This is a genomic window from Pseudomonas tritici, from assembly GCF_014268275.3.
Taxonomy (GTDB): domain Bacteria; phylum Pseudomonadota; class Gammaproteobacteria; order Pseudomonadales; family Pseudomonadaceae; genus Aquipseudomonas; species Aquipseudomonas tritici.
In genome coordinates this window covers 5,898,221-5,913,355 of sequence record NZ_CP077084.1, presented here as the reverse complement: position 1 = coordinate 5,913,355, position 15,135 = coordinate 5,898,221, and the positions used below count along the sequence as shown (strand labels likewise).

Below are 15,135 nucleotides of genomic sequence, written 5' to 3'. Positions count from 1 at the left end.
GGACCAGCAAATGAAGGCGAGGATGGTCGACTTCCTCAATAACGCCGCCGCACAATGTGGGAGCGGGCTTGCTCGCGAAGGCGGTATGTCAGCCACAGATGTTTCAACTGAGCCACCGCATTCGCGAGCAAGCCCGCTCCCACAGGGGAATGACGGTGAATCTTAGATGGGCGGCTGGGTGTCCAGCATCGAAGGCCGCTGGCTGACTTCGGCGTACCACGCGGCAAGCTGCGGGTTATCCGAGCGCCATTGCATATCCGGATGACGGAAATCCAGGTAACCCAAGGCGCAGGCCACGCTGATGGCGGCGATGTCGAAGTGGCTGGTCAGTTCGGCGATCGCATCCGCTTCTAACTCAGCGAGGCTGCGACGGATCTTGTTGCGCTGCTCATCGAGCCATTGGTCCCAGTGTTTTTCCGCTGGGCGCAGCGCGGTCTCGTAACGCACCAGCACGGCGGCATCCATGATGCCGTCGGCCATCGAAGCCAGGGTCAGGCGGCGCCAGCGGGCCGAGCCGTCGCGAGGGATCAGCGGGTTGCCGACGTGCTGGTGGTCGAAGTAATCAAGGATCACCCGGCTGTCGTGCAGCACCGTGCCGTCGGCCAGGCGCAGGGCCGGGATCTTGCCCACCGGGTTGCCTTGCACCACGTGGGCGTCCGGGTTGACCGGGGTCGGCATGCACCCGTGCAGGGTCACGCGATCTTGCTGGCCGGTTTCGGCCAGCAGCACACGGACCTTGCGCACGAACGGTGAAGCGGGGTTGTGGAACAGGGTCATGCTGGGAGCGGACATGGGCATTCCTCAAGATGGGCAGTGGCTAGCCTAGAGGGTTGCAAGACGGCTGGCGAGGCCCTTAGCCGCGCCGTTTGAACAACGCGTACACGCCTATAACTGCTGGCACCCCTAAACCCACCCAACCGAGCGAATCCCAAATCCCATCCCCGAGCAACGCCGCAAACAACCCGGCGGCGCTGAGCACGCCAATCCCCAGGGGAATGCCAAACACCTTCCAGAAATTCGACCGGCGCGGCTTCATGCCTTGCCCGCCTTGCGCCGCACGATCCACAAATAAATCCCGCTCACCAGCACGATGATGGTCAGCACATCCAAGACGGCCCAGAGGATTTTCATCGGCATGCCGCCGTAGTCGCCAAAGTGCAGCGGTTGGGACATGCCCATGGCGTCCATGTACCACGGCCGTTCGGCGATGGCGGTGACGGCCAGGGTACTGGCGTCGATCAGCACCGGTGTGAGCAAGTGCGACGTCAGGTGGGTGCTGCCCTTCATGAACACCGCGTAGTGGTGCTCACTGGAAAAGCGCGTGCCGGGGAAGGCGATAAAGTCCGGCTGCATGCCTGGCGCAGCCTTTGCTGCGATGGTCAGTAACTCGGTGGCCGGGGCGCGTTGGGTCAGGGGGGGCGCGCTTTTATAGGGCTCGATCATCGCGCTGAGGCTGTCCTGGCGCCAGGCGGCGATGATCAGGTCGGCGCAGGCGCTGATCACGCCGGTCACGCCCACCACCAGTGCCCAGGTCAACGTGACCACACCGATCAGGTTATGCAAGTCGAGCCAACGCAGACGGGTGGACTTGTCCTGGCGCACGGTGGCGAATGTCAGGCGGCGCATGAACGGCAGGTACAGCACCGTGCCGGAGATAATCGCCAGCACAAACAGAATGCCCATGAACGCCAGCAGCAACTTGCCTGGCAGACCGGCAAACATATCCACATGCAAACGCAACAGGAACAGGGTGAACCCACCGTTGGCCGCCGGGGTTTCCACCGCTTCACCGGTGCGCGCATCCAGCATGAAAGTGTGCGACGAGTTGGGTTCGGTGCCGGCGGTAGCGGCCATGATTGCGATCACGCCGTTCTGGTCGTCTTCGTCCCAGGCCAGGTACTGCATGGCTTCGCCGGGGCGATGAGCCTGAGCTTTAGCCACAAGCTGCTCGAGGTTGAGCCGTGGCGTATCGGCGGGCATCTGCGCCAGTTCAGGCTCATTGCCCAGCAGGTGGTCGATCTCATGGTGAAACACCAGCGGCAGGCCAGTCAGGGCGAGCAGCAGCAGGAATACCGTGCAGATCAGGCTGGTCCAAGTGTGGATGAAGGACCAGCGGCGGATGGTTTTGCTTTTCATTTTCTAACCTTCAGACACACCCAAGCCGCTCAAGGGAGCGGCCTGGTTGTTGGCTCAGCCGATTACCACTGGTAGGTGGCGCTGGCGACTACGCTGCGTTGGTCGCCGAAGTAGCAGTAGGAACCGTCACAGGTGGAGATGTAGTCCTTGTTAAATAGGTTGGTGGCGTTGAGTTTGACCGATGCACCTTTGAGGCTGTTGTCGAGGCGGCCCAAATCGTAATGCACCGCACCGTCGAACACGGTGTAGGCGTTGGCCTTACCCAGCCAGGTGTTGCCTTGGTCGCCATAGGTGTTGCCGGTGTAGCGGGCGCCGAAGCCAATACCGAAGCCGTCGAGTACGCCGGTGTGCCAGGTGTAGTCGGTCCAAAGCGAAGCCTGCTGGTTGGGCATCAGTTGCAGGCGGTTGCCCTTGAAGTCGCCTTTTTGCACTTCGGATTTGGCCAGGGTGTACGCCGCGATAACCTTGAGGTTCTCGGTCACGTCAGAAACGGCTTCCAGTTCCAGGCCTTTGACTTTCACTTCGCCGGTCTGATCGGTGATCGGGGTGCCGCTCGTTCCGGTGCTGGTGACCAGTACGTTTTTCTGCGTGAGGCTATAGATCGCCGCACTCAGCAACGTATTGGAGCCAGGTGGCTGATACTTGATTCCCAGTTCCCATTGCTTACCTTCGGTGGGCTTATACGACTTGACCGGGTCGGCGCTGGCGTTGCTTGCTGGCTGGAAGGATTCGGCGTAGGACAGGTATGGCACGAAGCCCGAATCGAACACATAGCTGACTGCCGCGTTGCCGCTGAAGTTTTTGTTGCGGTCTGTGTTGGTCGCGTCTTGTTTGTTGAAGTACGTGGTGCCTTGGTGCACCCAGTCTTCACGACCACCGAGGGTCAGGCGCCAGTTGTTGAGGGCCATCTGGTCTTGCACGTAGAGGCCGGTCTGCACGGTTTTCTGGTTGTAGTCGTAGAACGCATCGGAGCGCGCCGGGCGCACTACCGGCGTGGTATTGACCGGGTTGAAGATATTGACACGCCCGGCACCCCCGAAGATCGACAGGTACGAGGTGTCGGTCCGCTGGTGGTCCAGTCCCAGCAACAGGGTGTGGGTGACATCACCGGTGGCGAAGTCGGCCTGGAAGTTGTTATCCACCGCGAACTGTCCGATGTTCTCGTCGACGTTGGTCGAGAGGCGATCCATGTTGCCCGCTGCATCCACTGGAGCGAAGGCATAGGAACCCACGGTCAGTTGCTGGAACGACAACTCCGACTTGGTGTAACGCAGGTTCTGCTTGAACTGCCAGGTATCGTTGAAGCGATGCTCGAAGGCATAGCCCAGCGCGTAGTAAGTGCGGTCGTAGAACTCGTAATCTGGATCGCCCAGGTTCTTGTGATGTGATACGTCGCCCAATGGCGATTTGATCTTGGTGCCCACGATCGGCAGGAACTGACTGGTGGCGCCAGTATCGTCACGCGTGAACTGCGAGAGCAGTGTCAGCTTGGTGTCGGTGTCGATGTTCCAGGTCAGGCTCGGCGCAATGTTGTAGCGCTTGTTGTCGATGTGGTCGACTTGGGTGCCCGCATCGCGTACCACACCGCTGACGCCATACAGGAACTGGCCTTCATCATCGATCTTGCCGGTGCTGGCGAAGTTGATCTGGCGGTAGTTGTCACTGCCGTATTGCACTTGGATGGCATGACTGGACTCTTCGCTGGGACGCCGGCTGACCATGTCCAGCAGGCCGCCCGGTGGCGTCTGGCCGTACACCGATGAGGCCGGGCCGCGCAGCAGGGCAAGGCGGTCGAGGTTCCAGGTTTCGGCTTTCGGGTTGGCGTACACACCGCGTGGCAGCGGCAGGCCGTCGAGGAACTGGGTCGGTTCGAAACCGCGCACGCGCATCCAATCGTAGCGGGTGTCGCTGCCGTAGCTGGCAGACACGATGCCCGGCATGTATTTGACGGCGTCATCCAGGTTCTGCACGTTGCGGTCCTGCATCTGCTCGCGGGTGGCGACAGAGATCGAGCGCGGCGCTTCAACCAGCGCAGTGTCGGTCTTGGTGCCGGCGGCAGTGCGCGTGGCCAGATAGCCTTGCACCGGGCCCCAGGCACTTTCCTGGCTGCCGTCTTGGCCAGTGATGTTGGTGACCGGCAGCGCCATCACGCCCTCCGGAATCGCCACCAAGGTGTAAGTCCCCGCGCTGCTCTGCTCCAGTTGCAACCCCGTCCCACGCAACGCTTCACGCAGCGCACCCGGCGCATCGAACTGGCCCTGGACCGGTGCCGAGGTCTTGCCGGCGGCGAGCGCCGGGCTGAGGGTCAGCGCCAGGCCGCCCTGGCTGGCGATCTGGTTCAGGGTGCTGGCCAGTGGCGCCGCCGGCAGGTTGTAAGCACGCACGCTGGACGCCTGCTCGGCGGCGATCAGCACAGTGCTGGTCAGCGGGGCGCTGAGGGCGATGGCCGCGGCTAACAGGCTGGGGCGCAACAAGGTGTCTAGGGTGCGGGACATAGGGCGGCTCCTGAATGGAAATATTTCTCAATTGCCTAGGTGCCGAACGAGAATCGAAAAGTGATAGGGCGAGGTGAAAATATTTTTCCAGGGTGTTCTTGAGGGCCTCATCGCAGGCAAGCCAGCTCCCACCTTGGAATGCATTTCAACGGTGGGAGCTGGCTTGCCTGCGATAGCGATAGCACGGGCACCGCGAACCTAAGGCTTGCCCTTCACCGTCACCCACCACGGCGTGTGCTGCTCAATCTGCACCGGCAACGTCGGCAGCAGCGCATTCAGCGCCAGCGTGGTGTCGTGCAACGGGAAACTGCCGGTGATACGCAAGTCGGCCACATCTTTATCCACACCCAGGTAACCGGTGCGGTAGCGGCCGAGCTCCTCGACCACATCCCCCAGGCGGGCGTTGTCGACCACCAGCATGCCGCGGGTCCAGGCGTCGGTGGCGGGGGTGACAGCCAGCAGCGGGCCGAGGCCGTCGCTGCGCATCAGCACTTGCTGGCCTTCCTTGAAGATCTGTTCCTGGTGCAGTGCCTCAGGCTGTGCGGCCACGGCGGACTGCAACACGCTCAAGCGCGTGGCGTCGTCTTCACGCTTGACGATAAACCGCGTGCCCAGCGCCCGCAGGCTGCCGTCGCGGGTTTGTACATAGAACGGGCGCGCATCGTTGTGGCCGGTCTCGACGAGGATCTCGCCTTCCTGCAACACAATCAGCCGGCGTTTCTGATCAAAACGCACGTCGATAGCACTGTGGGTATTGAGGTTGATCAGCGTACCGTCCGCCAGCTTCAGCGTGCGCTGCTCACCGGTGGCGGTACGTTGGTCGGCCAGCCAATAGTGGATCGGCACATAGCGCTCACCGGCAAACAACGCCACGCCAATGACCAGTGCAATGCTCGCCAAGCCGCTGCCCAACTTGCGCACGCGCTGGCGAATGCCTTCCCGCGATTGCAACAACGCCACCCGCGCCGGGCCCGAAGCGGCGCTGAAACGCTGGTCGAGCATGCCCAGTTGGCGCCAGGCGCGGGCGTGTTCTTCGTTGCTGGCCAGCCATTTATCGAATTCTTCGCGCTCAACCAGGCTGCCATCACCCGAATCGAGGGACAGTTGCCAGGCAATCGCGGCATCCAGCACGCGGGCCGAGACGGGTCTGGAACTGATCATTGTCACAGCGGCTCGCCATACAGGGCGATGTAGCACTGGCGAATACCCTGGGCCAGGTACTGGCGCACCCGCGGCACGGACACGCCAAGGCGCTGGGCGATTTCTGCATGGCCCATGCCGTCGAGGCGGTTATAGAGGAAGGCGGCGCGGGCCTTGCTCGACAGCTTGCCGAGCAGGCGGTCGATGGCCTTGAGGTCTTCGAGGATCAGTTGCTGCTCTTCCGGCGAGGGGTGCTCGCTTTCCGGGATCAGCATCAGTTCGGTGAGGTAGGCCTGTTCCAGCGCGGCGCGGCGGAAGTAGTCGAACAGCAAGCCCTTGGCGATGGCGACCAGGAACGCCCGAGGTTCGCGGGGTTCGCGCAGCTCGTCACGGCCCAGCAAGCGCATGAACGTGTCCTGGCTCAGGTCTTCGGCGCGGCTTGGGCAGGCCACGTTGCGTCGAAGCCAAGCCAGCAGCCAGCCACGATGGTCGCGATACAACGCGCCAACAAGCTCACTGTGTGGGTTCTGGACCGACGACAAGGCATCACCGAATAAACAAGAGGTTTAAACTAACGAGAATTATTCGCGATTGTGTCAGAGCCGTGGGGTGGGTGCAATTGGCGTCTGTCGGGAGATGGTATTAAAACGATGGCGCGTGTTTACGCCGCTTCCATTGGCTCAAGCGCTCTTGCAGCGTGTGGGGGGTGTCGATCTGTTGCTGGCGTGCGCGGCTGAACAGGATGAGCATCAGCTCCGCCGTGGCCAGGGCATCGGCGCTGGCATGATGGCGCTCGCCCACGTGCAGGTTGAAGTGGTTGATCCAGTCGTCCAGCCCGGCTTCGCGTATATGCGCCTCGGGGCACAGCAGCGGGGCAATGTCGGCAACATCAAGAAACGGATGCGTCAGGCGGTAACCCAGGCTGTCCTTGAGCGCCCGACACAACATGTGTTGATCGAACGGTGCGTGGAAGGCCAACAATGGGCTGTCGCCGACAAACGCCATGAAGTCCAGCAACGCCTCGGCCGGGTCGCTGCCGGCAGCAATGGCACTGGGGCCGAGGCCGTGAATCAATACGCTGGGGCTGAGCTTGGTGTCGGCGCGTTGCAGCGTGCGCTCGAACAATTGAGAAAAGTCCACCGCGCCGTCTTCGATCACCACCGCACCGATGGACAGCACCTGATCACGGTTGAGGTTCAGGCCGCTGGTTTCCAGGTCCACCACCACCCAGCGCTGACTGCGCAAGGAGCCGTCGCCCAGCGCGGTGGGCTTGCGCAGTTGCTCCAGGCGTTTTTGTTGCGCGGTATCCAGCCCAGGCTTTTTCGTACGCAGCCAGTTGAACAGGCTCACAGCTGATACCGCAATGTCAGGCTGCTTTGCAGGCGTTGAGCCTGGCGCAAGGACTCACGCAGGATGCGCCGGTCCAGGTGGTTGAGGCTGTCCGGGTCGACGCGGTTGGAGTACGGCTGGTTCTCGCGGGTTTGCAGTTGGTGCTGCTGCATGCGGGTTTGCTGGATGAAGTGGTAGGCCTCTTCATAGGCGGCGCCGTCCAGGGGCTCGATCACTTCCTTGACCACCAGTTGGCGCAAGCGCTCCAGGGTGTTATTGGCGTGGATGCCGTTGGCCAGGGCCAGCAGGCGCGCGCCGTCGACAAACGGCGTCAGGCCTTGCACCTTGAGGTCGAGGGTGGCTTTTTCGCCGCCTTTACGCGTCAGCACAAACTCGCGGAAACGTCCCACAGGCGGCCGCTGGCGCAACGCGTTCTCAGCCAGCATGCGTTGAAACAAGCGGTTATCCGCGACCTGGTCAAGAATGCCCTGGCGCAATTGCTCGCAACCGCGCTCATCACCCCACACCACGCGCAGGTCGAAATAAATGCTGGAGCCCAGCAGGTTCTCCGGCGTCGCCTCGCGAATGAAGGCTGCAAACCGCCGCGCCCATTCCGCCCGCGACAGGCAAAGCTCTGGATTGCCGGCCATGATGTTGCCCTTGCACAGGCTGAACCCGCACAACGCCAGGCTCTGGTTGATCTGCTGTGCCAGCGGCAACAGCAATCCACGGATCTGCGCCGCTTCGGCGGTGTCCTTGGCATCGAACAGAATGCCGTTGTCCTGGTCGGTGTACAGCGTCTGCTCGCGACGACCTTCGCTGCCAAAACACAACCAACTGAATGGCACGCCGGGGTCGCCTTTTTCAGCCAGCGTGAGTTCGATCACCCGGCATACGGTGTGATCGTTAAGCAGCGTAATGATGTGGGTGATCTGGGTAGACGACGCGCCATGGGCCAGCATGCGTTCGACCAACTGGCCGATCTCGCCGCGAATCGCCACCAGGTTTTCCACGCGTGGCGCGTTACGGATGGTGCGCGCCAGGTGCACCAGGTCCACCCGTTGCAGGGAAAACAGATCGCGCTCGGACACCACGCCACACAGGCGTTGGTCTTTGACCAGGCACACGTGGGCGATATGCCGTTCGGTCATGGCGATGGCGGCGTCGAAGGCGCTGTGGTCCGGGGTCAAGAAGAAGGGCGCCTGGGTCATGTGGCCTTCGATGCCCTGGGTGAAGTCGCTGGTGCCATCGGCCACCACTTGGCGCAGGTCGCGCAGGGTGAAAATTCCCAGGGGCGCCTGGCCCTCATCGACGATCACAATGCTGCCCACCTGTTGTTCGTGCATCAGCGTCACCGCCTCGCGCAGCGGCGTGGTTGGGCTGCACATCACAGGGTGGCGCATGGCCAATTCGCCGAGGCGGGTGTTCAGTGAGTATTGAGTGCCGAGGGTTTCCACGGCTTTTTGTTGAACCTGTTGATTAACCGTGTCCAACAGGCTGCTGACGCCACGCAGGGCGAAGTCGCGAAACGGGCTGGAAAGCGCGAACAGTTTGATAAACGCCGGTTTGTTCAGTTGCAGGCAGAAGGTGTCTTCGGCCGCCTTGTGCTCGGTGCGGGTTGCCCGTTCACCTAACAGTGCCGCGAGGGGAAAGCACTCGCCCGTCGCGATTTCAAAAGTGGTTTCTGCGCTGTCCGGGCGCTCACCCACGACCCTGCCCTGCTTGACGATATAAAAATGTTCAACCGGCCCGCCCGACGGTTTAAGGATGCTGTCGCCGGGGCCGTAAAAGCGCAGCTGGCACTGTTCCACCAAAAACGCCAGGTGTGCGTTTTCCATCTGGTTGAAGGGCGGAAAGCGTTGCAAGAACTGCAGGGTGCCGTGAATGTTCTGCAACACAGCAGTTTTCCCCGCCTGGGCGAAGGCATCAGCTTTACTCATAACAGTGGCCGCGTTTTTTGTCGTTATCGTCCCTCATGGTCGACTCCCGCGCGGCGGGTGCCCATTGGACGTAAGTCTAGGTCGATACAGACCGCACAAACCTAGGGAAAAACCTTACATGACTATCGTCCAAACCCCGTAGAACGCCCACTAGTCAAACTTTCCGACGAAGTGCACATTGTTCGACCCTCCTGTGATGTCTGACGTCTGAGCGGAGGGGATTGATGAGAACTGCTGAGAACCGTATGTCCGACCACGATATTTTAAGCGATGCCGAGCGCGAGGCGCTGAGCGCCGTGATGCTGGAGCCTGATTTACCGCCACAACGCGTTTTGATTGTTGACGACGACAAGGACGCGCGTGAATTGTTGGCGGAGATCCTGGGGCTGGACGGTATTCGCTGCATGACTGCCGACAGTGGTGAGGCGGCGTGGGATTTATTGAAGTCCAGCAGCTCCATTGGATTGTTGATCACCGATCTGCGCATGCAGCCGAGCAGCGGCCTGGAGCTGATCAGGCAGGTACGCGAATCCACTCGCGCGGCTTTGCCGATCATCATCATGTCGGGGGACGCGGAAGCGCCGGATGTGATCGATGCGATGCATTTGAGTGTGGTGGACTTTTTGCTGAAGCCGATTGATAGCGTGAAGTTGGCGAAATTAGTGAAGCGGGAGTTGGGGATGGGGCAGTAGGGACCGTTGGTCGAGACTGTCATTTATGACCGTAGGCGTTAAGAGGGAATTTTTGTTCAGTGGTCTGGAGAGCATTGTGTGATGACCGTGCCTCGAAACCCTATGAACAGGAGTTTGTCATGAGTACTGAGCCATTATTGATTTGGCCGTTTTGAAAAAAGCCCTGATCTTACGACCAAGGCTTTTCATATCCGCGATTAATTACAGACCATTCCTGGCCTTGAACTCCCGCCGCCGACGATGCAACACCGGCTCGGTATACCCATTTGGCTGCTTGGTCCCTTCAACCACCAACTCCACCGCCGCCTGGAACGCGATATTGCTATCGAAATCCGGCGCCAACGGACGGTACAACTTGTCCCCCGCATTCTGACGGTCCACCACCGGCGCCATGCGCTTGAGGCTTTCCATCACCTGATCCTGAGTGACGATGCCGTGGCGCAGCCAGTTAGCGATGTGCTGGCTGGAGATGCGCAGGGTGGCGCGGTCTTCCATCAGGCCCACATCGTTGATGTCCGGCACTTTCGAGCAGCCGACGCCCTGGTCGATCCAGCGCACGACATAGCCAAGGATGCCTTGGGCATTGTTGTCCAGCTCGTTGCGGATTTCTTCGTCGGACCAATCGGTATTGCTGGCCAGAGGAATCGTCAGGATGTCGTCCACCGAGGCGCGCTCGCGCTTGGCCAGCTCGGCCTGGCGGGCGAAAACGTCGACCTTGTGGTAGTGCAACGCGTGCAATGCGGCTGCCGTTGGCGACGGCACCCAGGCAGTGTTGGCACCGGCCAGTGGGTGGGCGATTTTCTGTTCGAGCATCGCGGCCATCAGGTCGGGCATGGCCCACATGCCTTTACCGATCTGCGCGCGACCTTGCAGGCCGGTGCTCAGGCCGATATCGACGTTCCAGTTCTCGTAGGCGCCGATCCATTTTTCCGCCTTCATCGCGGCCTTGCGCACCATCGCGCCGGCTTCCATGGAGGTGTGGATTTCATCGCCGGTACGGTCGAGGAAGCCGGTGTTGATAAACACCACACGCTCGCTGGCCGCCTTGATACAGGCCTTGAGGTTGACCGTGGTGCGGCGTTCCTCGTCCATGATCCCGACTTTCAGCGTGTTGCGCGGCAGGTTCAGCACGTCTTCGATGCGCCCGAACAGCTCGTTGGTGAACGCCGCTTCTTCGGGGCCGTGCATTTTCGGTTTAACGATGTAGACGGAACCGGTGCGGCTGTTCTTGCGGCTGCTGTTGCCGTTGAGGCTGTGGATCGCCGCGAGGCTGGTGAGCAGGCCGTCAAGAATGCCTTCCGGCACTTCGTTGCCGTCTTTGTCGAGGATCGCGTCGATGGTCATCAGGTGACCCACGTTGCGCACGAACAACAGCGAACGGCCGTGCAGGGTCACGTCTTGGCCATCCACGCCGGTGTAGACGCGGTCGGCGTTCATGGTGCGGGTAAAGGTCTTGCCGCCCTTGGCCACTTCTTCGGCCAGGTCGCCCTTCATCAGGCCGAGCCAGTTACGGTAGATCACCACTTTGTCATCGGCATCGACGGCGGCAACGGAGTCTTCGCAGTCCATGATGGTGGTCAGCGCGGCTTCCATCAGCACGTCTTTGACGCCGGCGGCATCGGTCTGGCCGACCGGGGTGCTGGCGTCGATCTGGATTTCGAAGTGCAGGCCGTTGTGTTTCAGCAGGATCGCAATCGGCTCGGCCGCAGGGCCCTGGAAACCGACCAACTGCGCGTCGTCACGCAGGCCGCTGTTGCTGCCGCCCTTGAGGCTGACGATCAGCTTGCCATCGGCAATCTTGTAGCCGGTGGACTCGGCGTGGCTGCCGGCGCTGAGCGGGGCGGCCTCATCGAGGAAAGCGCGGGCGAAGGCGATGACCTTGTCGCCGCGCACTTTGTTGTAGCCCTGGCCCTTCTCGGCGCCATCGGCTTCACTGATGGCGTCGGTGCCATACAGCGCGTCATACAACGAACCCCAGCGCGCATTCGAGGCGTTTAGTGCGAAGCGCGCGTTCATCACCGGCACGACCAACTGCGGGCCGGCCATGCGGGCGATTTCGTCATCGACGTTTTGGGTTGTGGCCTGGAAGTCTGCAGCTTCTGGCAGCAGGTATCCGATGTCTTGCAGGAAGGCTTTGTAGGCCACCGGGTCGTGAGCCTGGCCGGCGTGGGTCTGGTGCCAGGTATCGATGCGCGCCTGGAAATCGTCGCGTTTGGCGAGTAGGGCTTTGTTCTTCGGTGCCAGGTCATGGATGACCTTGTCGGCACCGGCCCAGAACTGGTCGGCAGTGATGCCCGTACCGGGAATGGCTTCGTTGTTCACGAAGTCGAACAGGACTTTGGCGACCTGCAGGCCACCGACTTGAACGTGTTCAGTCATTGCTTGCCTCACTCTGCGGAGCTAATGCGCTTTTTCAGATTTTCATTATGTAGTGCACGGTTGGGCATACTACATGATGACTTGCGGTTGTGAAAATTAGACTAAATACGTCGTTTAGCGACCCACTTTGGTCGTACGGTCACAGCGGAGAATCGGATGTTCTCAAAAAACTATTGGATTGTTCCAGATAAATATAAAAATGGTACACGATTTGTTTTCAAGGGCTTCCGGGTCCACCTTGTAGATTGAATTCCAGAGGGCTTTGCCATGGACCATCTTGTACTCACAATTATCGCCGCCGACAAACCCGGGCTGGTTGAACGCATTGCGCAGAACATCGCCGCCCACGGCGGCAACTGGCTCGAAAGCCGCATGGCGCACATGGCCGGGCAGTTTGCCGGGATCCTGCGAGTCAGTGTGCCGGCGGAGAGCCGTCAGGCATTGGTGGGCGCGCTCGAGGATTTATCCACACACGGCATTCGCGTGCTGGTGGGTGAGGGCAGCACTGGCCAGGCTTCAGCATCCAAATCGATTGTGATGACGCTGGTGGGTAACGACCGTTCGGGCATCGTGCGCGAGATCACGGCGCTGCTGAGCCAGCAGGGGGTCAACCTGGCGAGTCTGAGCACTGACGTTCGCCCGGCTCCCATGAGCGGTGACCCGTTGTTCACTGCCGAGGCGCTGTTGCAGGTGCCGACAGCATTATCCCTGGATGTATTGCAGTTATCCCTGGAAACCCTGGCGGATGACCTGATGGTGGAGCTGCACCACGAGGAATAATCTTTCCACGAGGTTATGCATGGAAATCTTGCATGGGCCTGTGGATAACCTGTAGAGACCCGGCGCCAGGCCAGACCGGCCGGGCTTCTCCGTAAACTGAGTAAAAAACGAGCAGTTTCAAGGGGTTGTGCACAAATGGCGGGGATCAGGTTGTGGATAACCTTGGGATGGGTGTCTGCAAGTCACGCCGACCGTGCCTTGCAGAGGTTTGTACGTTATTTGATCAGCGTTTGCGCACGCTCAGCCAGATATCCACGCTGTACACCACCAGGCCCGCCCAGATGAAGGCGAAGGCAGTCAACGTGCTCGGCGCCAGGTGTTCGCCGAACAGCAGCACGGCTTCCAGCAGCACCAGCGTCGGCGCCACATACTGCAGGAAGCCCAGCGCGGTGTAAGGCAAATGCCGTGCGGCGGCGTTGAAACACACCAGCGGGATCAGCGTCACCGGGCCCGCAGCTACCAGCCACCAGGCTTCTGAGGTGCTCCAAAACGCCAGCTGCGCACTGTGGGCCGTTGGGTTGAACAGCAGCCATGCGAGAGCAATGGGCACCAGCATCCAGGTTTCTACCACCAGCCCCGGCAATGCTTTCACCGGCGCCTGTTTACGGATCAATCCGTAAAAGCCAAAGGTTAACGCCAGCACCAGCGACACCCACGGCAAGCTGCCCACCTGCCACACCTGTTGCGCCACACCCGCTGCAGCCAGCCCGACGGCGACCCATTGCAGACGGCGCAGGCGTTCACCCAGGATCAGCATGCCCAGCAGCACATTGACCAGCGGGTTGATGTAGTAACCCAGGCTCGCTTCCAGCATGCGCCCCGTATTCACCGACCACACATACGTCAGCCAGTTGGCCGCAATCAGCGAACCGCTGAGGGCCAGGATCGCCAGGCGCTTGGGGTTGTCACGCAGTTCGCGGAACCAGCCGGGGTGTTTCCACACCATCAGCAGCAAACCGCCGAACAGCGCTGACCACAGCACGCGGTGCACGATGATCTCGGCGGCGGGTACGCTGGCGATGGCTTTGAAGTAGAGCGGGAACAGACCCCAGATGACATAGGCGCTCAGGCCTAGAATGTATCCCTTGCGGGGGTTGGCGGCTTGCATGCGGAATCCTTGCTTAGGCAGCTAACAAAGCGCAATTGTAGGGATATTTCTCAGGCATTGGGATCTGCTTTCTGTGGGAGCCCGGCTCCCACAGAGAAGCCGTCAGAAGAGTTTCAGGGGTTCTTCGTTCAGGGCCGAGAGTTGTTCGCGCAATGCCAGCACCTGGTCGCCCCAATAGCGCTCACTGCCAAACCAAGGAAAACTGTGGGGAAACGCCGGGTCATCCCAGCGCCGTGCCAGCCAGGCGCTGTAGTGCATCAGGCGCAGGGCGCGCAACGGTTCGATCAACGCCAGTTCGCGCGGATCGAAGTCATGGAATTCCTGATAGCCGTCCATCAATTCCGACAACTGTCCCAGACATTCCTGACGGTCTCCGGCGAGCATCATCCACAGGTCCTGCACCGCCGGGCCCATGCGGCAGTCATCCAGGTCGACAATATGGAACATCTCGTCACGGCACATCATGTTGCCGGGATGGCAATCGCCGTGCATGCGGATGTTCTTGTGCGGCGTGGCCGTGTACACCTCTTCCACGCGTTTGAGCAGGTCGCGGGCCACGGACTCGTAGGCCGGCAGCAGGCTCTTGGGAATGAAGTTGCCTTCCAACAGCGTGGTGAGGGAATCGTGACCGAAGTTCTTCACGCCCAAGGCTTCACGGTGTTCGAACGGGCGGGTGGAACCCACCGCATGCAAACGGCCAAGCAGTTGCCCAAGGCGATACAGCTGATCCAGATTGCCTGGCTCCGGCGCACGGCCGCCACGGCGTGGGAACAAGGTGAAGCGGAAACCGGCGTGTTCGAACAGGCTTTCGCCATTGTGGATCAGTGGTGCCACCACCGGCACTTCGCATTCGGCCAGTTCGAAGGTGAAACGGTGTTCTTCAAGGATCGCCTCGTTCGTCCAACGCTGTGGGCGATAGAACTTGGCGATCAACGGTTCTGAGTCTTCGATGCCCACTTGGTAGACGCGGTTTTCGTAGCTGTTGAGCGCGAGAATGCGCGCATCGCTGAGGAAGCCGATACTTTCGACAGCGTCGAGCACCAGGTCGGGGGTGAGTGTTTCAAACGGATGGGCCATGCGAACTCCTGCGCGCAGCAGGTCGCCGCGTCCGGCCGGGTATGGTAACGCACACGGCT

13 protein-coding genes are annotated in these 15,135 nt (G+C 60.9%); 2 read left to right on the top strand and 11 right to left on the bottom strand.

What is annotated here, in order from left to right; translation table 11 throughout:
- Positions 1 to 162 precede the first annotated feature (162 nt).
- The 8 genes from HU722_RS27175 to HU722_RS27140 all read right to left on the bottom strand — a co-directional run bounded on the left by HU722_RS27175 (position 163) and on the right by HU722_RS27140 (position 9,040).
- Positions 163 to 792: a glutathione S-transferase family protein gene (locus HU722_RS27175; RefSeq protein ID WP_065891367.1), complete on the bottom strand. Its 630-nt coding sequence runs from the start codon at positions 790 to 792 to the stop codon at positions 163 to 165.
- A gap of 61 nt (positions 793 to 853) precedes the next feature.
- Complete coding sequence (locus HU722_RS27170; RefSeq protein WP_065871834.1) at positions 854 to 1,036, bottom strand: hypothetical protein; 183 nt, start codon at positions 1,034 to 1,036, stop codon at positions 854 to 856.
- Complete coding sequence (locus HU722_RS27165; protein WP_065871833.1) at positions 1,033 to 2,136, bottom strand: PepSY-associated TM helix domain-containing protein; 1,104 nt, start codon at positions 2,134 to 2,136, stop codon at positions 1,033 to 1,035. Before HU722_RS27165 ends, HU722_RS27170 begins: the two co-directional genes overlap by 4 nt.
- A gap of 62 nt (positions 2,137 to 2,198) precedes the next feature.
- Positions 2,199 to 4,631: a TonB-dependent siderophore receptor gene (locus tag HU722_RS27160; RefSeq protein ID WP_065891369.1), complete on the bottom strand. Its 2,433-nt coding sequence runs from the start codon at positions 4,629 to 4,631 to the stop codon at positions 2,199 to 2,201.
- A gap of 198 nt (positions 4,632 to 4,829) precedes the next feature.
- Entirely contained in the window at positions 4,830 to 5,798 is a 969-nt protein-coding gene (locus tag HU722_RS27155) for a FecR domain-containing protein (RefSeq protein ID WP_065891370.1), read from the bottom strand.
- On the bottom strand, positions 5,795 to 6,313 hold the full coding sequence (locus HU722_RS27150) for an RNA polymerase sigma factor (protein ID WP_065871830.1): 519 nt from the start codon (positions 6,311 to 6,313) through the stop codon (positions 5,795 to 5,797). The genes HU722_RS27155 and HU722_RS27150 overlap by 4 nt, the downstream gene beginning before the upstream one ends.
- Positions 6,314 to 6,413: 100 nt before the next feature.
- Complete coding sequence (locus tag HU722_RS27145; RefSeq protein WP_065891371.1) at positions 6,414 to 7,121, bottom strand: 3'-5' exonuclease; 708 nt, start codon at positions 7,119 to 7,121, stop codon at positions 6,414 to 6,416.
- Positions 7,118 to 9,040 carry a putative nucleotidyltransferase substrate binding domain-containing protein gene (locus HU722_RS27140; RefSeq protein WP_065871828.1) on the bottom strand — a complete coding sequence of 641 codons (1,923 nt, stop codon included), beginning with the start codon at positions 9,038 to 9,040 and terminating at the stop codon, positions 7,118 to 7,120. The genes HU722_RS27145 and HU722_RS27140 overlap by 4 nt, the downstream gene beginning before the upstream one ends.
- A 245-nt stretch (positions 9,041 to 9,285) precedes the next feature.
- On the opposite strand from HU722_RS27140, the gene HU722_RS27135 reads away from it, so the two are divergent.
- The gene (locus tag HU722_RS27135; RefSeq protein WP_065871827.1) at positions 9,286 to 9,732 is read left to right on the top strand and encodes a response regulator; all 447 of its coding nucleotides are present in this window, start codon (positions 9,286 to 9,288) and stop codon (positions 9,730 to 9,732) included.
- Positions 9,733 to 9,933: 201 nt separating this feature from the next.
- On the opposite strand, the gene HU722_RS27130 is transcribed toward HU722_RS27135, so the two are convergent.
- Positions 9,934 to 12,111 (bottom strand): malate synthase G, encoded by a 2,178-nt coding sequence (locus tag HU722_RS27130; protein ID WP_065880145.1) that lies wholly within the window; start codon positions 12,109 to 12,111, stop codon positions 9,934 to 9,936.
- Positions 12,112 to 12,378: 267 nt separating this feature from the next.
- Here HU722_RS27130 and HU722_RS27125 point away from each other — a divergent pair, with 267 nt between their 5' ends.
- Entirely contained in the window at positions 12,379 to 12,891 is a 513-nt protein-coding gene (locus HU722_RS27125) for a glycine cleavage system transcriptional repressor (protein ID WP_065880144.1), read from the top strand.
- 223 nt (positions 12,892 to 13,114) lie between these two features.
- Here the strand turns inward: HU722_RS27125 and rarD are convergent, their stop codons facing one another.
- Both rarD and HU722_RS27115 read right to left on the bottom strand, forming a co-directional pair.
- The gene (gene rarD, locus HU722_RS27120) at positions 13,115 to 13,999 is read right to left on the bottom strand and encodes an EamA family transporter RarD (protein ID WP_065871824.1); all 885 of its coding nucleotides are present in this window, start codon (positions 13,997 to 13,999) and stop codon (positions 13,115 to 13,117) included.
- A gap of 102 nt (positions 14,000 to 14,101) precedes the next feature.
- Complete coding sequence (locus tag HU722_RS27115) at positions 14,102 to 15,076, bottom strand: serine/threonine protein kinase (RefSeq protein WP_065871823.1); 975 nt, start codon at positions 15,074 to 15,076, stop codon at positions 14,102 to 14,104.
- Positions 15,077 to 15,135: the final 59 nt, after the last annotated feature.